The sequence below is a fragment of the Paenibacillus hemerocallicola genome (assembly GCF_006265175.1).
Taxonomy (GTDB): Bacteria; Bacillota; Bacilli; order Paenibacillales; family NBRC-103111; genus Paenibacillus_AB; species Paenibacillus_AB hemerocallicola.
On sequence record NZ_VDCQ01000002.1, the window covers coordinates 175136 to 193156 of the forward strand.

14 protein-coding genes are annotated in these 18021 nt (G+C 55.1%); 1 reads left to right on the forward strand and 13 read right to left on the reverse strand.

The genetic code is table 11. The features are described from left to right. Window positions 1-22 precede the first annotated feature (22 nt). Window positions 23-346 carry a hypothetical protein gene (locus FE784_RS40640; protein WP_176705906.1) on the reverse strand — a complete coding sequence of 108 codons (324 nt, stop codon included), beginning with the start codon at window positions 344-346 and terminating at the stop codon, window positions 23-25. Between the two features lie 200 nt (window positions 347-546). Here FE784_RS40640 and FE784_RS02330 point away from each other — a divergent pair, with 200 nt between their 5' ends. Beyond that, window positions 547-1782, forward strand: a complete 1236-nt coding sequence (locus FE784_RS02330) for an MFS transporter (protein WP_139600502.1) — start codon at window positions 547-549, stop codon at window positions 1780-1782. A gap of 241 nt (window positions 1783-2023) precedes the next feature. Here the strand turns inward: FE784_RS02330 and murQ are convergent, their stop codons facing one another. From murQ to FE784_RS02390, 12 genes are all read right to left on the reverse strand, one after another. Next, window positions 2024-2935 carry an N-acetylmuramic acid 6-phosphate etherase gene (gene murQ, locus FE784_RS02335; RefSeq protein WP_139600503.1) on the reverse strand — a complete coding sequence of 304 codons (912 nt, stop codon included), beginning with the start codon at window positions 2933-2935 and terminating at the stop codon, window positions 2024-2026. Then, window positions 2916-3728, reverse strand: a complete 813-nt coding sequence (locus FE784_RS02340) for an HAD family hydrolase (protein WP_139600504.1) — start codon at window positions 3726-3728, stop codon at window positions 2916-2918. The genes murQ and FE784_RS02340 overlap by 20 nt, the downstream gene beginning before the upstream one ends. Beyond that, window positions 3725-4546 (reverse strand): carbohydrate ABC transporter permease, encoded by an 822-nt coding sequence (locus tag FE784_RS02345; RefSeq protein WP_139600505.1) that lies wholly within the window; start codon window positions 4544-4546, stop codon window positions 3725-3727. Before FE784_RS02345 ends, FE784_RS02340 begins: the two co-directional genes overlap by 4 nt. Window positions 4547-4597: 51 nt before the next feature. Further along, window positions 4598-5566 (reverse strand): carbohydrate ABC transporter permease, encoded by a 969-nt coding sequence (locus FE784_RS02350; protein WP_246131869.1) that lies wholly within the window; start codon window positions 5564-5566, stop codon window positions 4598-4600. Next, entirely contained in the window at window positions 5556-6497 is a 942-nt protein-coding gene (locus FE784_RS02355) for a C40 family peptidase (RefSeq protein WP_139600506.1), read from the reverse strand. The genes FE784_RS02350 and FE784_RS02355 overlap by 11 nt, the downstream gene beginning before the upstream one ends. Then, window positions 6494-7594, reverse strand: a complete 1101-nt coding sequence (locus tag FE784_RS02360) for a dipeptide epimerase (protein WP_139600507.1) — start codon at window positions 7592-7594, stop codon at window positions 6494-6496. The genes FE784_RS02355 and FE784_RS02360 overlap by 4 nt, the downstream gene beginning before the upstream one ends. Window positions 7595-7624: 30 nt before the next feature. Beyond that, complete coding sequence (locus FE784_RS02365) at window positions 7625-8935, reverse strand: ABC transporter substrate-binding protein (RefSeq protein ID WP_139600508.1); 1311 nt, start codon at window positions 8933-8935, stop codon at window positions 7625-7627. Between the two features lie 910 nt (window positions 8936-9845). Beyond that, the gene (locus FE784_RS02370; protein WP_139600509.1) at window positions 9846-12947 is read right to left on the reverse strand and encodes a hybrid sensor histidine kinase/response regulator; all 3102 of its coding nucleotides are present in this window, start codon (window positions 12945-12947) and stop codon (window positions 9846-9848) included. A 4-nt stretch (window positions 12948-12951) separates the two neighbouring features. Next, a complete protein-coding gene (locus FE784_RS02375; RefSeq protein ID WP_176705907.1) occupies window positions 12952-13959 on the reverse strand; it encodes a hydroxyacid dehydrogenase in 1008 nt (335 codons plus the stop codon). Window positions 13960-14230: 271 nt separating this feature from the next. Beyond that, on the reverse strand, window positions 14231-14932 hold the full coding sequence (gene sigK / locus FE784_RS02380) for an RNA polymerase sporulation sigma factor SigK (RefSeq protein WP_139600511.1): 702 nt from the start codon (window positions 14930-14932) through the stop codon (window positions 14231-14233). A gap of 253 nt (window positions 14933-15185) precedes the next feature. Then, window positions 15186-16499, reverse strand: coding sequence for an ABC transporter substrate-binding protein (locus tag FE784_RS02385; RefSeq protein ID WP_139600512.1), 1314 nt, complete (start codon window positions 16497-16499; stop codon window positions 15186-15188). A 77-nt stretch (window positions 16500-16576) separates the two neighbouring features. Next, the gene (locus tag FE784_RS02390) at window positions 16577-17941 is read right to left on the reverse strand and encodes an extracellular solute-binding protein (RefSeq protein WP_139600513.1); all 1365 of its coding nucleotides are present in this window, start codon (window positions 17939-17941) and stop codon (window positions 16577-16579) included. Window positions 17942-18021 lie beyond the last annotated feature (80 nt).

Consider the following 18021-nt stretch of genomic DNA (forward strand, 5'->3'; position numbering starts at 1 on the left):
CGACCTCCCCCTTTCTGTGCGATTATGCGATCAAACCGGCTATGAGAGCGCGAAGCGGCTCCGCGCACAGCACCGATATGACCCATACCGTTATGGTGGAGCCATGCTGCAGCTTCATGGAATATCCGTGGGCGCTCCATCTCCGGGAAAATATAAAGTAATAATAAAGAAAACAAATAAAAAGCGGGAACGAGACAAGGATCAGTAATCCGAAAGACAGCAGGACGATGACAAGCAGCCAGAGCCAGAAGCGGAACAGCTGACCGACCAACAGAAAGGCGGGAGGGTTGATCAGGGCGACCCGTTCGGTCTCGGCTAACATTTTGATCACTACTCGCAGCATCATCCTGCTCACCCCGATTCCTGATAATGGCATTTCTATGACAATCGTACCATATCCTCCCTTTACGTGTGAACTGATATTTCGATGACGAACCGATTACGCCAGACCGATTGGAACGATGCGCGTTTTCACATAAAAAGGATATTTTTTGCAAATAGTAGATACATATAACCCCAACTTATAAATGGAGATGTTACGGTCCGATGAATAAATCAGCGCTGCTTCATGAACCGAAACAAAGGAAATTGCTGGTGAGCACCGGAATCAGCTGGCTGTTCGACGCCATGGACGTCGGGATGATCTCGTTTATCGTCGCCGCGTTGGCGGTCGATTGGAAGCTCGGACCGCAGCAGATCGGCTTGCTGACGGCCATCAACTCCATAGGGATGGCAGCAGGAGCGGCGGCGGCCGGCTCTCTCGCCGACCGGTACGGACGTCGGGCCGTACTGATCTGGACGCTGCTGATCTTCTCGGCCGCGAGCGGCCTGTCCGCCCTGGCGACAAGCTTCGCCATTCTATGCGCGCTTCGGTTCGTCGCAGGCTTCGGCTTGGGCGGGGAACTGCCGGTCGCTTCCACGCTCGTATCCGAGTCCGTCGCCCCGGAGGATCGGGGACGGGCGGTCGTGCTGCTGGAAAGCTTCTGGGCGGCGGGCTGGATCGTGTCGGCCTTGATCGCCTATTATGTCATACCGGCATACGGATGGAGGACGGCATTCGTCATTGGCGCCCTGCCTGCTTTGTATGCGCTCTATTTAAGACGGGGTGTTCAGGACCCGCCCAGATATATCGAGCATAAGGACAGCAAGCTGTCATTCGGTTGGCGCGTCGCTTCCGTATGGTCGCCCGCCTACCGCAAATCGACCGTAACGCTGTGGATATTATGGTTTACCGTCGTTTTCTCCTACTACGGCATGTTCTTGTGGCTGCCGACTGTCATGGTGCTGAAAGGCTTCAATCTCGTAAAAAGCTTTCAATACGTCCTGATTATTACGCTGGCGCAGCTTCCCGGTTATTTTACGGCCGCTTACTTGATCGAGAAATTCGGCCGCAAATTCGTACTGGTCGCCTATTTGCTGATGACGGCGGCAAGCGCCGTATGGTTCGGGAACGCCGTTTCGGAGGGAGCGCTGATTGCGGCGGGCATGTGCCTTTCCTTTTTCAACCTGGGCGCGTGGGGGGCGATGTACGCTTATACGCCGGAGCTGTATCCGACCGCCGTCCGGTCCACCGGCGTCGGGCTTGCCGCCTCCTTCGGACGGATCGGGGGCGTCATCGGTCCGTATACGGTAGGATTGCTGGTTGCGGGCGGATCGGCGATCACTTCCATTTTCCTGCTCTTCTTCGCGGCGATCGTGATCGGAGCGCTGGCCATTCTGTTGTTCGGGAAAGAAACGAAAGGGACCGACCCGGATGAGGGGCATGAAGCGGTACGAGGATGACGCCAACGTTCTGGAGAGAATTAGCGAATCCGATTTTACTGTTTGTGAACCTGATTTCGCCAATCCGGGTCAACTGCCGTTCAACGCAACTTCCCCCCATGCTCTCGAGTCGGCATCGGGGGGTGGGGATCGGGTTATCGGGGCCGGTTCGCCGCTCCGAACATTTCACATATGCGGCTCCCGGCACCTTATGGCGCTCCATGGCGGCGTCCAAACCGATTCGCGCTTTCGTGCCAACCGGCTACTTGCGGGCCAAGCTCGCGAAAGCATCGCCGAAGTGGCCGCCCGCTTCGTCCAAACGACGGATCGCTTCCTCGTAGCCGATCTGGTACGTTACCATTAAAATAGCGGCTCTGGCATCCCCGTTCGCCCGTTCGGCCGCGCTCGCCGCCGTCCTTTCATCCGCCGAAGTGGCATCCATGACGATCCGGACTACCCGCTCCTTCAGCTTGGCATTGGTTGCTTGTACGTTGACCATCAAATTCCCGTACACTTTGCCAAGCCGGACCATGACGACAGTCGAAATCATATTCAGCACCATTTTAGTCGCGGTTCCCGCCTTGAGCCGGGTAGAGCCGGCGATCACTTCGGGACCGACGGGAACCTCGATCGGGTAGCGGGCTTCGGCGCTGATCGGCGAACCGATATTGCAGCTGAGGGCAACCGTCAAAGCGCCGATCCTTCCCGCCTCCCGGAGCGCGCCGATGACGTAACGCGTCGAGCCGCTGGCCGCAATGCCGACTACGACGTCTTTGTCCGTTACTTGCGCAGCCACTTCCCGTTTTCCCGCCTCGTGATCGTCCTCCGCATTTTCGATGGACCGGGTTACGGCCTTTTCTCCGCCGGCGATCAAGCCTACGACGAGTCCGGGGTCGGCGCCGAACGTAGGAGGGCACTCCGAAGCGTCCAGCACGCCCAATCTGCCGCTTGTTCCCGCACCGACATAATAGATGCTCCCCCCTTGCTTGACGGCTTGCGCTACCGCTTCGATCGCAGCGGATATTTGAGGAAGAGCGGCCTGCACCGAATTCGCGACCGTCCGGTCCTCCTCATTCATCAGCCCGACGATCTCCCGTACGGACATTTTATCCAGATGCCGCGACTTCTCGTTTCTCCGCTCCGTAACCGATAGTTCAGCCTTCGCCTTCGCCATGCGACGTCCTCCCTTCGAGTCGTTCGATCATTTCCGGCAGCTCCGCGATTTGAAACAGAATATGAGTCGGTATATAGGCGGGGGAGTACGGCACCGTATCGACCCGCGGATGTTCCTCCTTCAGCTTTTGTTCGCATACATGTGCAAAATGGGCGCTTGCCGAACGTTTCTCCGGCTGCAATTCCCGCATCTCCTCGGGCAAATCGCGATAAATCCAAACGGAGGCGGCACCCGCTTCATTGGCCAAGTATACGTCGTGGTCCAATCTGTCGCCCACGTGGGCTACCAGCTGCCCGCTTTCCAAAAGACTGCGCAATATACGGACGTCCGGTTTACCGCAGCCCATTATTTCGGGAGTAATAATCGCATCGAACAAGCCGCTTAAACCCAACTGCTCCATGACCGGGTACTGGTATTTGTAAAATCCGTTCGTAACGGTCGCGAGCGAATAGCCGCTCCGCTTCAATCGCTCCAAGACGGGGATGACCGTCTGCTCCAGCAAATAAATTTTGGGAGCCGCGGCATGCTTCAGCACAAGCCGCTCCACGTCGATTTCAAGCTCGATCAGGTGCTCCCTCAGCAGCTGCCGCACCATGTCATCCCAGTCGTACGCATCTACGGTGCGGTTTTGCCGCATGCGCTCTTCATGCTCGCGCATCAAGGCTTCCCGTGCCCGGACTTCTCGCTTCAGTCGGTTCGAGACAAGCTCCTCGATCTCGGGCAGCACCCATTTTCCGAACGGATTCTGCATCAGAGTGCCGTCGAGATCCAACGTAATCCATTTCCTCGTCATTTGACCGCCCCCGTCGTCATGCCTTCGATAAACTGTCTGGAAGCGAACAGGAACGCCAGTATCATCGGCAGCGAGGACAGCGTCAACCCGCAGAACAGCAAGTTCCAATCCGTGTCGTATTCGCCGAACAAGGTCAGCATGCCGAGCGGAATCGTGCCCAGCTCGGTGCTTTTAATGAAGATGAGCGGGTAGAAAAAGTCGTTCCAAATGCCGATCAGATCGACGATGCTCACCGTGGCTATCGCCGGCCTCATCAAGGGCAGCACGATTTTGTAATACACCTGGAAATCGTTGCAGCCGTCGATCCTCGCGCTCTGATCCAGATCCTTCGGCAGCGTCCGGAAAAACCCGTAAAATACGAATACGGCAAACGAGATATGGCCCGCCACATAAACGATGATCAAAGAGGCGTGCGTATCCAGCAGCTTCAGCTTCAGCATCATCATATACAGCGGCGAGATCGCCAGCTTCATCGGAAGCATGAGCCCGAGCATGAAGAAAAACAGCAGAAACCCGTTCCAGCGGAACGAATATCGGGCGACATAAAACGCCGCCATCGACGATACGAGCAAGATGAGCAGCACGGACACCGCACTGATCGTCAAGCTATTTACAAAATAATCGGCAAAATGGACCTTTTGCCAAACCGATATGTAGTTTTCCAACGAAAAACGGCTTGGCAGCCCTAACGGATGCGTAGTAATTTCCTGCTTCGTTTTAAAGGAAGAAGCGATCATCAGAAAGATCGGGTATATCGAGACGAAAGCGAAAAAGGACAATACGACATATTTTCCCGTTTGTTGCAGCCGCAGCGCCATGGGTTCCCTCCGATCAGCTAGAATTGGTGCAGCCAGTTGCGGATTGCCGTTTTAATGCTCGACTTCCTTGCGCTTGAAGAAGAACATCGAGATCGCGGTCGCCCCGGAGATCAGGAGCAGCAAAATGACGGCCAGCGCGGAGCCGAGACCGATCGATTCCCCTCCCCCGACGGAGCCGAACGCCAAACGGTAGAAATAAAGGCCCAGCACATCCGTTGAGTAATAAGGTCCGCCGGACGAGCCCTGCATCGCGAAGATGAGCTCGAACGTTTCGAAAGCGCCGATAAACGTCAAGATCGACATGATCATGATGGACGGCATCGCCAAAGGGATCGTGATTTTGCCGGTCATCGTCAAACCCGAAGCCCCGTCTATTCTCGCCGCTTCGTAAATTTCGGGCGAAATCGCCTGCAAGCCGACGAGGAAGATCAAGACGGCGAAGCCGAAGCCGTACCAGCTGTTGACGAGGATGATCGTGTACAGCGCCGTATCCGGATCTCCGAGCCATGGCTTGGCAATCGACTCGAGCCCGATAATCCGGAGAAACGAATTCAGCGCGCCGTAGCTCGGATTCAGAATGAGGCTGAACAAAAATCCGACCACGATGACCGAAAGAAGCTTGGGAACGAAAAACAGCGTCTTGAACAGCTCTTTCCCGCGGATCTTGCTGTTGACCAGCATCGCCAGCCCGAAGGCGACGACGAGCTTGGTCAGCATGGCGCCTATAAAAAACACGACATTATGTCCGAGCGCCCGGACGAACGTCTCCTTGAAGGGAGACTCCGTAAACAAGCGGATAAAATTTTGCAAGCCGATAAATTCGTCTCTGGTAAGACCTTTCCACGAAAAAAAGCTGTTCAGCAATGCTTGGAAAATCGGATAAATCATAAATCCTACATAAAACAGCAACGCCGGAAGCAAGAACAGGTGGACCATATGCTTCGCGAACCGTTTGTTTTTCTTGACGGACGGCTTGACCGGGGTGACATCCTCGACACGTTCCATTGTTTTAGCCGGCATAGGCAGCTCCTCTCCCCCAATATCTCTTCGCCAGGCAAAATTCGTTCGCCAGCTTCCCTTCGTATAGCCGAACCGTCGTCACGACGCTTCCGGAATCCGGGGAATGAATCATCCGATTGTCCCCCGCATAAATGCCCACGTGGTGAACGCGCCCCTCTCCCTCCTCGGCTGCAAAGAAGAGCAGATCCCCGGGCTCCAGACGTTCCCGGGCGATTGTCTCCCCCTCCAGCGCTTGGTCGGAAGCGTCCCTGGGAATCGGAATGCCTCGCGACCTGTGCATCATGTAAGCGAATCCGGAGCAGTCGAAGCCGAAGGAGGATAGCCCTCCCCACAAATACGGAAGTCCGTCAAACCGGGCTGCCTGCTCCGCTATGCTTCTCCCCTCATGGACCGGAACCGGATCGTCGTTCGCGAAGGACTTGATTCTCGCCTCATTCCGGTCCAACACTCCCGCTCCGAGCGGCGTATCCACCCGTATCGAATCGGCCGTCACTTCCGACACCCGGAGTCGGGTTAAATAGCCGAGCGTAAGCTTCGTCCTCCCTACGGTCAACGTTGCCCGTTTTGCCGTTATCTCCGCCTCCGCCCGTTCCGCTCGGGCGGTCCCGACTTGCAGCTCGGCAAGCTGACGCCTCGGAATCCAGCCGGGATAGCCAAGACCATTTTTCGACGTCGTTTGCTCGGGAATGCAAATGTGCGCCCAATCGCCCCATTCTTCCGTTACGAGCACTTCCGTACCGAACAGCGCCTGGGTTTGCAATCGATTGTCGTCCGATAAATTCAGCTTGTCCGGAACGGTCAACCCTCCAAGCCAGCCGCCGATGTCCGCCGGATTGCGCAAAGCCGCTTCATCCAGCGCTCTTGGCGACTCCGGCGACGTCCACACGCAGCCTACCGCCACCGAAATCTGCATCCTGGCGAGCACGCTCATCGTCCGGCCTCCATGCGATACGGCGTTACGTCGAGGATCCCCAATCCCGGCGCTTGCGGAAACGTCATAACCGGCCCGTCGTACCGGACCCCGCCCAAGACGGTATCATGAAGCAGCATCAGCGGAGCATCGAGATCCACACGCGTAATGTTCTTTTTGCTTGCCGCAAAGTGCGCCGCCGCCGTGACCGCCACGCGGGATTCGATCATGCTGCCCACCATGCAGGCGATGCCGAACTCCTCGGCCATCTGGTTGATCGCTTGAGCTTTATAGATGCCGCCCGACTTCATCAGCTTGATATTCAGCATGTCGGCCGCACGGCGCCGGATAATTTCGAATGCCTGAAGCGGAGAGAACATGCTCTCGTCGGCCATGATCGGCGTGTCCACCGCGTCGGTCACCCGTTTCAGGCCGTCGATGTCAAACGCTTTTACCGGCTGCTCCACCAGCTCGATGTCGAGCCCCATATCCTCCATCCGGCGAATCGAACGGATTGCTTCCTTGGGCTGCCAGCCTTGATTCGCATCGACCCGGATTTTGATGTCGTTCCCAACGCGCCTGCGAACTTCCCGGATTCTCTCGATATCCGTCTCGATCGAATCTTTGCCCGCCTTTATTTTCAACACCGTAAATCCCGCATTCGCATAGGAGGACGCATCCTCCCCCATCTCCTCGGGCGAATTGACGCTAACCGTAAAATCCGTCTCGAGCTTGTCCCGATACCCTCCGAGAAACCGATACAGCGGCAAACCGCCGATTTGGCTCACCAAATCGTAAATCGCCATATCGACGGCCGCTTTGGCGCTGCTTGCTCCAACGATCGATTGATGGACGGCTTGCAGCAGCCGCTCGTAGGCCAGCACGTTTTGTCCGATCAAGAGCGGGGCGAACGTACGGGCAATCGCGGCCTCGATACTTTCCAAGCTCTCTCCGGTAATGACGAGCGTGGGAGGGGCTTCCCCCCACCCCGCTCTCCCGTCGGCCAGCTCGATCCTGACCAAAACCGCTTCCGCCTCGTACACGGTACGCAGCGCCGTTTTGAACGGCTTGATCAGAGGGATCGCCTGGCGCCTGACCTCTATGTCGCGAATTTCCATCCTGCAGTCTCCTCCGTTAGTTAAGACGGCTTACTTGGCTTGCGGCTTGAACCATTTGTTCGCCGAAGCCTGAGTATCCTCCGCCACTTTCTCGACTGTCAGCTTGCCGATGTACATCCCCTGCAGCGAGTCCTCGAACGTCGTCTTCGTCGTCGGCGTGCCTTGGCTGAAATTGGTCAGCAGCAAGTAGGGGGTACTGTTTTTCTCGCTAAGCGCAGCCATCTTCTTGAGCAGCGGATGCTGCGGCTCGACCCCTTTGATCGGGCTTACCCGGGTGAGCGTGTCGCTGAACAGCTGGCCGAACTTCTTCGATGCGACAAACTCGATAAACTTGACGGCTTGCTCTTGGTGCTTCGAGCTTTTGGCAATGCCGTAGGAGCCGTCTACCCATGTCGTAATTTGCGCAGGCTCGCCTTTTTTGGCCGCAAAGCCCGGGATAAAGTCGATCGGGAAGGCGACTTTGTTCGCTTCGAACGTCTCCAGCCTATGGCTTCCGTTTATGTACATGGCCGCCTTGCCCGTATAGAACAACGCCTGCGCGTCTTTGTCCTCGATCGCGATGAAGTCTTTCGGGAAGAAAGCTTCGAGCTGCTTCATCCGGTTGATCGAATCGACGAATTTGGCATCCTTGAAGGTGGCGGACCCTTTGAGCAGCGATTGTACGTAGTCGTTGCCCCCGTAAGCGCTTGCACCGATAACCGTATGGGTCATGGACAGCAAATAGGCGGCTTTGCCGGATTGGGCGATCGGCGTAATGTTTTTCGCCTTCAGCGCTTCGCCCGTTTTCACGAACTCGTCCCATGTTTCGGGAACCTGCAGACCGTTATCCTCCAACAGCTTCTTGTTATAAAAAATGACCGCGTTGTTCAACATGAAAGGAATGCCGTATACTTTGCCGTCCCCGCCCCGCGCCGCGTCCAAATAACCCGCCGGAATATTCTCGATGCCCTTTGCCTTGTCGACAGGGGTCAAGTAATTGGCATCCGCAAGCGCTTTGGCGCCGTCGTAAGGCCGCAGCTGCACGATGTCGACGCCCGTGCCCGATTGGAGCGCGTTCGTCACGATCGTGTTGTACTCCGTCGATTTGAACGGCTTGAATTCGATCTTGATATCCGGATTGTCCTTCTCGAACTCCGCGATTATTTTGGCGTAGCCGTCTTTGTCTTCCGGCCTCCAGCTGTACATCACGAGCTTCACAGGATCACCCTTCGGCTTCGCGACATCGCCGCTTCCGCCGGTTTTGGCGTCACCCCCATTGGTAGCGCTTCCATTTCCGCACGCACTGACAATCGCCATCGTCAAAGCCAGCATCGACCCCGCAATTAACTTGCTTCTCTTCATCTCATCATGCTCCTTTATATGGATTTACAATTTCTTAATAGTCAGTATATTGAATAAAATGTCGAAATGCAATAATTTTTAAGAAATTTTATTTCAATTCTTTAATTCGGCATCTTCGCTTGGAGCGTTTTTCCGTTGAAGCGTTTAGCAAAGCGGAATAGCGAAGCGGAAGAGTGACAGCCAGCCTGATTCGAACCTCCGACCGCAACCCTATTTTTTTGCAAAAATAACTACATAATTCGCATGCAGCTGCGCATGCAGTGAGCATGCAGTGAGCATGCTGTGAGCATGCTGTGTGCATGCTGTGTGCATGCAGTGAGCATGCAGTGAGCATGCTGTGAGCATGCTGTGTGCATGCTGTGTGCATGCTGTGTGCATGCAGTGAGCATGCTGTGTGCATGCATCGCATGATCGATAAAGGTTGGCCGCCTTTGCCGGCGCTCGCGAGACTGCGAATCAAAATAGCGGAACTGGCGTATGTTATTTATCCGAAAAGCGGTGTCGACAGTAAACTAACGGAAAACCATTCCTCTATTACGCGGATCACCACCCGTTTTCACCCCGTGAGATCGAAATAACGGAAGCTTGTGCCGCTATATTCAGGAGTGTAACGAAATTCGAGACAATAGCGGAAGCCTATGCCGCTATTTACAGACAACGGGTTGCTCGCGCCCGCCAAAACGCCTCCAGATTGTTTGCGGAGTGTGCGGTCGTAGAAAAGAAAAAGCTGAACCGCAAGCGGTTCAGCAATATCGGAACATCACCTGGCAGGAGCCGGGCGCGGAGGTCGGGTGCTGCGTTCCGTAAAATAGAGTGCCTGAGATACAAGCAAGACGTCTTCGGATATGAGCGGTTTACATCCCCTATTCCCGCCATCAACGATTCTTTTGGAAAAGCGTTAACATCAGCATCAGCTAAGTGCCGCCTTCCTCGCTTTCGGTTTCGGAATGCGAAATGAAATCGAAGTCCCGGCGCCCGGCTCGCTATGGACGGACAAGCCGTCGCCGTACTGCTGCTTCAGTCTCCGATGCGTGTTGAGCAGTCCGATTCCCCGGCCGCTCCGCCGTTCGCCGTCCAGCAACCCGCGCACCTGCTCCTCCTCTATGCCGGCCCCGTCATCCGAGATCGTCACGGTCGAATAGTCGCCGTCATCGGCAATACGAATCCGCACGGTCCCTCCTTCGAATTTGCTCAGTATGCCGTGCTTGACGGCATTCTCCACCAGCGGCTGTATGGTGAGCGGGGGCAGCTGCAGCCCATGGTTCGGCTCTAATTCCCAGACGACGTTCAGCCTTTCCTCGAACCGCTCCTTTTCGATGTACAGGTAAGAACGGACCAGCGTTAGCTCGTGCTCGAGCGGGACCAGCCGTTCGGAGTTCCAGAAATCGAAGCTGATCCGCAAATAAGTGCTGAACGCTTCGACCAGCTCGTTCATTTTGGCCGTATCGATATCGCCCAGAGCCATGATCGAATTCAGCGTGTTGAACAAAAAGTGCGGCTGGATTTGGGCCTGCAAATAAGCCGCCTCCATCCTCAGCCGTTCGCCGACAGACTGCTTCAGGCTGGTCAATGCCCGCACCCGGTATTTCAATTCCATGGCGTCAGCCGGCTTCGTCACGTAGTCGTTCGCTCCGGACAAAAATCCGGAATATACGTCTTCGGGCTGGTTGCGCGCCGTCAGCAGCAATATCGGCAGCTCGGATATCGAGAACCGCCCCCGGACGATTCGCGTCAATTCATACCCGGACATTTGGGACATCATGACGTCGGCGATGAGCAGGTCCCATTGAGCGGCGTCCAGCAGCGCCACGGCTTCTTTGCCGGAAGTCGCCGTAGTGATGTCGTACCTCTCTGCGGACAGGATATTGCTCAATACTTTCAAATTAACCGGATCGTCGTCGACCGCCAATATTTTCGGGTTGCCGGAAGCGGGTGCTTCCCGCGAATCGCGCAGCGAGTCCGGTAACGGCGACACCGTCTCCGCGTCAATGACCAACGGTTCGCCGGGGACGGAATACGGGTCGGGCAGTTCCGTATCCGCAGCGTTATTAGGAATATCGGACAAAGGAAGCGTAAAGGTGAAAACCGAGCCTTGGCCCGGGGTCGAATATACCGTCAGCGTTCCTCCATGCAGCTCCACCAGCTGCCTGCATATGTTCAGGCCGAGTCCGATGCCGCCGCCGGCCCCGATACCCGGAGCTCCTTGCTCGTACGGCAGGAACACGCGGGCTTGCGTCTCCTCGTCCATCCCGATTCCCGTATCCGATACGCGGATGGCCGCCCTTCCTTCCTCGATTTTGGCGGACACGGTTATCGTACCTTCATTCGTGAATTTGATCGCATTATGGAGCAGATTGAACAAAATTTGCACAAGCCTTTTCTCGTCGGCTACGACGCGGGGAAACGACGGGGCGATATCCATGCTGAGCCGGATCGGCTTCCCCTCGGTCAAATATCCGACCATATCGATAACGCCGGTACCGACGGACTGTACGCGCAAATGCTCCGTGTGAAGAAGAATCCGGTTCTCCTTCAGCTGCGACAAGTCGAGCAAATCGTTAAGCATGTAGGACATCCGGCGGCTGATCGTGACGAGCAGCTCCAAATCTTTCCGATTTTTCTCCTTCATCGTCCCCCGCTCGTCCGACGCCACGGTTTGCGCAATATTCATAATGCCGTGCAGCGGCGTTCGCAGCTCGTGGGACGTTTTGGCCAGAAATTCGTCCTTCAGCTTGTCCTCCTTCCGCAGACGCTCCGACAGCGCGGCATTTTGCTCGGCATTGCGGTAATATTGCTTGAACCAAAATGCGGAGAAGCCGACTACCGCCGCCACAGTGTCGAGCGGATAATACGGCCTGTCGTTGGAAACCACGTAGTTCAATATTCCCCAGACGATACTGGACAGGACGCTCGCGGCGGCCATTAGCAGAAAGAAGGCATCCTTGTAATGGCGGATCAGCATTTTGCCGATTACGAGGTTGATCATGACGGCCGGGAATACGACCGCGAACAAAAACAACTGGGTGCTGAGCAGTATCCACTCGTGAGGCGCGAGCAAGAGAAAGCCCGAGTACAGGGCGACGAACCAATAGTACCCTCGCCATTTATTCACGTCGCCGCCGTATTTGGGAAACAACTGCTTGGTGAGCAGCAGCATAAAAAACGTCATCCCCACATAGGAGAGCATCATCAGCTTGATCGACCAGGCAAAAGAGAGCGGGAACCAGATCAACAGCAGCGTATCGTCGTCCGCCGCGACCGACAAGGCCGAGAAGAGAAGCAGCGCAATCAAGATGACGATTGCTTTCTGCCTCCGGCTGATCAATAATACGATGCCCGCATATAAGGCATGCAGCAGAAGAATGACGATCGTGATGAACTGAAAGCCGATCGAGTACATCCATTCGCTGTCGATGGCAGCCTGGGAGCCGAAACGGATCGAGTTGACGATACCGCCCTCCCTCGGATCGTCGAAGTTGGCGGCATGAACGATCAACTCGATTTCCCGGCGACCATCCGCCGCATAAGTGGCGATGTAGGAATTCGCTCTCGGCTTGTAATGCTCCTCGTCTTCCGCCGGCAGGCCGAAGCTGGACATTCTTTGCCCGTTCATGTATATAACCGACGAGGCCAAAATTTTTTGAATCCTAAAGCCGTACGGCTGCTCCAGACTCCCGTCGACTAAAATGCGCAGCCGGTAGGTGCCGTGTCCATAGGGGGATTGTCCCGGCATAGCATTCCGCCAGTCGCCCGGAACCTGAATGAACGCCGGTTGCGCCCCGGACGGCGGCCCTTCCTCTACGTCCCGGACGAACATTCCCGGATAAAACTCCCATTCGCCGTCCAGCGTAATGGAGTGCTTGCCCTTGAAGTCCCATTCGCGCAAATCGAGCACGCCCCGCGATGCGTGAGGATGGTCCGGGGTCGCCTGAACGGTCATCCATACCAAACGCAAACCGGTAAGCAAGCATATGAATAGCGTGATCAATAAAGTCAGCTTGCGTCGCGACATGGCGTCAGGCCATCGTTTCCAGCATTTCGGCAGTCACTTTGAACAGAAGCGGCTCGCCTTTCAAGTAACGGCCGCACTCGTCCGCCATATACACACCCATCCGCGCTACCTCCCCGCCCATGCTGCCGGCAATATGCGGCGTGAGGACTACATTGTCCAGCCGCAGCAGCTCGCTGTCCTGTTGCACCGGTTCCGGGTACGTCACGTCAAGTACCGCCGTCCGGGTCGGCACCTCTCGAAGCGCACGGATCAAATCGTCCTCCACCACTTGCGCTCCGCGTCCCGTATTGATAAAGGTAGCGTGCGGCAGCATCCGATCGAAATGCTCCTTGTTCAGCATGCCGACCGTGGCGGGCAAGTTCGCCAAATGATTCGAGATCGTGTCGCAGCTCGAAAACAGCTCGGGCAGCCCGGACTTTGCAACGCCCATTTCCTTCGCGCGTTCCTCGGGCATGAACGGATCGAATACGAAGAGCTCCAGCTCGTATTCGCGGAGTCGTTCGATCACTTTGCGGCCGATCATCCCTGCTCCCAGAATGCCTACCTTTGCCCCATAATTCCCGGGATAGACGCCCGTGGTCCGCTTCGAATCCGAATAGTTTTGCTTATACAGCCTGGACGCCCGATAGAAGCCTTTGTTCGCCAATACGATTTGGGATACGGTATACTCCGCCACGGGAACCGCATTCGCCGCCCAGCCGCTTACGACGGTAATGCCCCGGGACATGAACGGACGCGCGAAAGCTTGCACCGAGCCTGCCGCATAAAAAACTACCCGCAAATTCGGAAAGTAGTTCTGCAGCTCCTCTTCGGTAAACCGGGGAATTCCCCATGTAGCAAAAGCGATTTCCGCCTCCTGCAGCTCCGATCTATGCAACCCGGCATTGTGGTGGCCGATGTACTCCGGCAATACGTCGATATTCCCCTTCATCCACTCTCGCACGCCGTCATCGAATACCCGATCGATATGCCGATTGTCCTTCTCCGCCAAAAACACCGCTTTTTTCTTCATGTGCGCGCTCTCCTCCGCCGTTATCGCTATCATTTTTTTCACTATTCCTAGTTTCGCCGCTATCGGCTGAAATGGCAAGCGCGGGACTAAAGATTATCGTTCGAAAAAGCGAGCAAGCCTTTCGCGGTCGGCACTTGATCGGCAATGGACCAGCCCGCAGAAGCCGGGATAAATAGTAAAATGGGCCTGCCAATTCCGACAGACCCGCCAACTTCTTATAGGCATGAATACGCATCAATCGCACAAACGGAAGCTCGGATTGTGCTTGACTCTACCGCTTCGCCTTGTAAAACTCGTGATACAGTTTCATAAGCGCCCGCTTCTCGATCCGCGACACGTACGAGCGCGAGATGCCGAGCTCCTTGGCGATTTCCCGCTGCGTCCGCTCCTCCCCGCCATGCTCGAGGCCGAACCGGCCTACGACGACTTCTTTTTCCCGTTCGTCGAGAATATCCAGGTTTTTGTAAATTTTCGATTTCTCGATTTTCAGCTGCACTTTGTCCACGACGTCGTCGGCTTCCGTGCCCAGGATGTCGATCAACGTAATTTCGTTGCCCTCTTTGTCCGTACCGATCGGGTCGTGCAGGGAAACGTCCTTGCGCGTTTTCTTCAAGGATCGCAAATGCATAAGTATTTCGTTCTCGATGCATCTCGCGGCGAACGTCGCGAGCTTGGTCCCTTTGTCGGGCGAAAACGATTCGATCGCCTTGATCAACCCGATCGTTCCGATCGAAATCAAATCTTCAAGATCCTCGCCCGTATTGTCGAACTTTTTGACGATGTGGGCGACGAGCCTCAAGTTATGTTCAATCAGCACATTGCGCGAATGCTGGTTTCCTCCGGCCATAAGTCGGAGATGCTTCTCCTCCTCCTCTTCGGTTAGCGGCTGAGGAAACGCATTGTTCTTCACATACGACACGAGCAGCATCAATTGCTTGATAAATAAAGCGACGGCTGCAAATAAACCAGGCACCGACCGGTCACCTCCCGCTTAGCTTAAGACGATCGCACTGACGAATTCAAGGATCGTTACATTGTATGTGGGCGGCGGCCTATCTGTGCCTGTACGGCGGCATGTTTCAAAAAGAATGCGGCAGTAGAATCAAGTCGTTGCAACGTTACCCCTACAAATATACGGACCCCCTTGCCCAGGCAAGAGCGATCCGTATAGGATGACATGGCTATGGCTATGGACGGTCTAGCCGCCGCTCGACTTGATCTCGCGCTTACTGCTTGGCGTACTTCTCAACCACCTTCAACGCTTCTTCTTCCCCCTGACGCATGGCGGTATTCATGTCGGTCGTCCCTTTGACGATTTGCTCGATGTATTTGGTGTGGATCGCGGCAATCTCTGCGTCGCCGGGATGCTTGTCGCCGAATGCGGCATATTTGTTGTACACGATGGCCTTCCAGTTTTTGTTGGCAGGCTTCGCTTCCACCGCGAAGTTTTTGACGACCTCATCGGTAATCATCGGCGTAAGGTACCCTTTCTTCGAAACCTTGGTCAAGTTTTCGCTGGAAACGAGGAAGCGCAGCACCTCCATCGCCGCTTTTTTATTCCGCGTTTGCTTCGTCAGTCCCCAGATCGTGGAGTTCATTGGGCTGCCCGTGTTGGGCGCCTCCTTGAAGGACGGCAGCGCGACCATATCCCAGTTGATCTTCTCTTCCTGCAGCTCTTTCGTAACGAGCGATATGCCGGCATTGAACAACAGGATGGCCGTGCTGCCGTCGACCAGCCTTGACGTGCTTCCGCTGAAGGCGCGATTATTTTGGCTGTAAGCATCGTTCAGCACTTGGTTTCCGTATACGATCTGAAAATAGGAACGCCACCGTTCGTCCTTATTAATCGCCGGTTTGTTCGTAGCTTTATCGACAAGCGGAATTCCGAGCTGATTCGTCGACGTCATAACCCCGGTATGGCCGGTGAAACCGTAGTATTGCTTTCCTCCGTCGGACCGGGTCAGCTTCGCGGCAATGTCCATCACCTCGGTCCACTGCATGCCGTCCTTCAAATACGGGACGCCGAACTGATCGAATATGGACTTATTCATGAACAGCACATGATTGATTGCGGAGCCGCCGGGAATGCCGTACATGCCTCCGTTCGAAATCGATTGGATATAGTTGATCAGCTGCGGTTCATATTCCGCCAAATTGATTTTATTTTCCTTGATCAAGGCGGTCATATCGAATTCCAGCTTCGTCTTGATCACATCGTTCTCGAAGCCTGTTCCCGCTCTGCCTACGATATCGATCGGCGTGCCGACCGTGAGCAAATCCTCGATCGTGCTTCCTTTGGCGCTCTGATCGATATGCTTGATCGTGTAATTCGGAAATTTCTTGCTCAATTCCTCCAGAAATTCTTTGGTAACGGTAGCGTCAGGCGTCACCAGGTTGATCTCGATCGGACCGGCAGGCGCCGTTTCCGCCGGCGCTTTGGCGTCCGAAGAACCCGTTGAATTCGTGGAACCCGAGGAACAGCCGGCCAACAATCCTGCCATCCCGATTGACGCCGTCAAATAAAGCAACCCTTTTTTCATAAGCTCCAAGCCTCCGTCTCCATATACATATAAACATTGATTGCGCTTTCATTTGTTTCGGGACAAGTCGGATCGACTCATCCTTCAGATAACGCGAGAGCGATCTGATCGCATAGTTCGTCCTCGCCCATCATCCCGGCCCAATACTTTTTCATTTCATTGAACAGCTTGGCGAACGCCTCGAAAGGCAAATTCAAATCGCCGTGCGAGCAGTAGGAGAACATGATTTCGCGGTACAGACCGTAACGTCCCGGCCGTCGAACGGCATCCTCCGCGGCATCGATCTCCGGCATCGAGCGCAGGCTCGGAATGCTCGTCGTATAGTTCTGGATCAAGCCTTGTGCCTGACGGGAGGTCAAATATTCGACGAATAAGGCTGACTCCTCCTGGCGCGAGGTGGTCGAGCTGATCCCGACGCCCAAGGAAATGACCAGCGACCGCGGTTCCCGAATGAACGGGAGAGGAGCGATATCGTACTCCACCTTCGAGTTTTTCAGCTCGTTCAAGCCCATATAGCTGTTCATGATCATGGAAAGCTTGCCGTCGATGAACGATTTGCCGATATCCTGATTTCCATCCGAAAAATATACCGGAAACAGCTTGCGGTTAAGCAGTATTCGTTTAAGCAGCTTGATGCTGTCAAGCAGGCCCGATTCTTTGATCGTTTTTAGCCGCGGCCCATCCCATTCGAACGATTCCCCGCTCTGCAGCAGGAAGACCGGCCACCGGTTCTGATCGGGAACGTGGAAGCAAAATCCGTACCGGCCTTCTACCTCCGACAATAGCTCCCCGTGGCGAATCAGGTCGTCCCATGTCCAGCTTCCGTCCGGAACGGGCAGCCCGAGCTCGCGGAAATGCGCTTTGTTGTACAGCAGGACGACGGGAGAGAAGATGACAGGATGCATATACGTCCGATCCTGGTACATAAAATGCTTCGTTAAAAACGGCTGCATATCCTCATGTGAAGGAAGCGGCTTCAAACGATGAACCAGCCCGTTTTCGACCAGCTCCTTAAATTGCAATTCCCCTAAAATGAACACGTCGGCATCCATTTCATAGCCTCTTCGGAGCGGGGTCGTATCTTCCTGCGTCTCTACCGTTATCCACGGATACAGTCGATGGAAGTCGTCCAGCAGCCTTCCGAGATCTGTATTCCGCCTCATCGTAGACGTGCAGGCGAACTTGATCGTAACCCGTCGGGAGTGGTTGGACTTCACGCGGTTTCCGACTCTCGGAATTTTCTCGATCAGCCCGTCCTCCACAAGAAATTCCAAGCCTTTGCGCACCGAAATATTGCCGAGCGCGAATCTGGAAGCCAACGCTTTCTCGGATGGCAAATATTCGCCGATCGGGTACTTGCCTTCGATAATCTCATTTCGCAGCGTTTGAACCATTTCCGTCAATTGCATGTAAAACTGTTCGTTAGTCGTTCTGCCCTTCATCGATCGACACCCCAATAATACATTCGTTATTGGTTTTTATTTTATCAGATCCGTTCCCATAGATCACTCTTTTCTGATTT

What these genes read in the sequence shown, in the direction of transcription:
- FE784_RS02365 (WP_139600508.1), bottom strand. Translation starts at nt 8,935, where the DNA reads ATGAAGAGAAGCAAGTTAATTGCGGGGTCGATGCTGGCTTTGACGATG.
- FE784_RS02340 (WP_139600504.1), bottom strand. Translation starts at nt 3,728, where the DNA reads ATGACGAGGAAATGGATTACGTTGGATCTCGACGGCACTCTGATGCAG.
- FE784_RS02385 (WP_139600512.1), bottom strand. Translation starts at nt 16,499, where the DNA reads ATGAAAAAAGGGTTGCTTTATTTGACGGCGTCAATCGGGATGGCAGGA.
- FE784_RS02390 (WP_139600513.1), bottom strand. Translation starts at nt 17,941, where the DNA reads ATGAAGGGCAGAACGACTAACGAACAGTTTTACATGCAATTGACGGAA.
- FE784_RS02330 (WP_139600502.1), top strand. Translation starts at nt 547, where the DNA reads ATGAATAAATCAGCGCTGCTTCATGAACCGAAACAAAGGAAATTGCTG.
- FE784_RS02360 (WP_139600507.1), bottom strand. Translation starts at nt 7,594, where the DNA reads ATGGAAATTCGCGACATAGAGGTCAGGCGCCAGGCGATCCCTCTGATC.
- FE784_RS40640 (WP_176705906.1), bottom strand. Translation starts at nt 346, where the DNA reads ATGATGCTGCGAGTAGTGATCAAAATGTTAGCCGAGACCGAACGGGTC.
- FE784_RS02355 (WP_139600506.1), bottom strand. Translation starts at nt 6,497, where the DNA reads ATGAGCGTGCTCGCCAGGATGCAGATTTCGGTGGCGGTAGGCTGCGTG.
- FE784_RS02370 (WP_139600509.1), bottom strand. Translation starts at nt 12,947, where the DNA reads ATGTCGCGACGCAAGCTGACTTTATTGATCACGCTATTCATATGCTTG.
- FE784_RS02345 (WP_139600505.1), bottom strand. Translation starts at nt 4,546, where the DNA reads ATGGCGCTGCGGCTGCAACAAACGGGAAAATATGTCGTATTGTCCTTT.
- murQ (WP_139600503.1), bottom strand. Translation starts at nt 2,935, where the DNA reads ATGGCGAAGGCGAAGGCTGAACTATCGGTTACGGAGCGGAGAAACGAG.
- FE784_RS02375 (WP_176705907.1), bottom strand. Translation starts at nt 13,959, where the DNA reads ATGAAGAAAAAAGCGGTGTTTTTGGCGGAGAAGGACAATCGGCATATC.
- FE784_RS02350 (WP_246131869.1), bottom strand. Translation starts at nt 5,566, where the DNA reads ATGCCGGCTAAAACAATGGAACGTGTCGAGGATGTCACCCCGGTCAAG.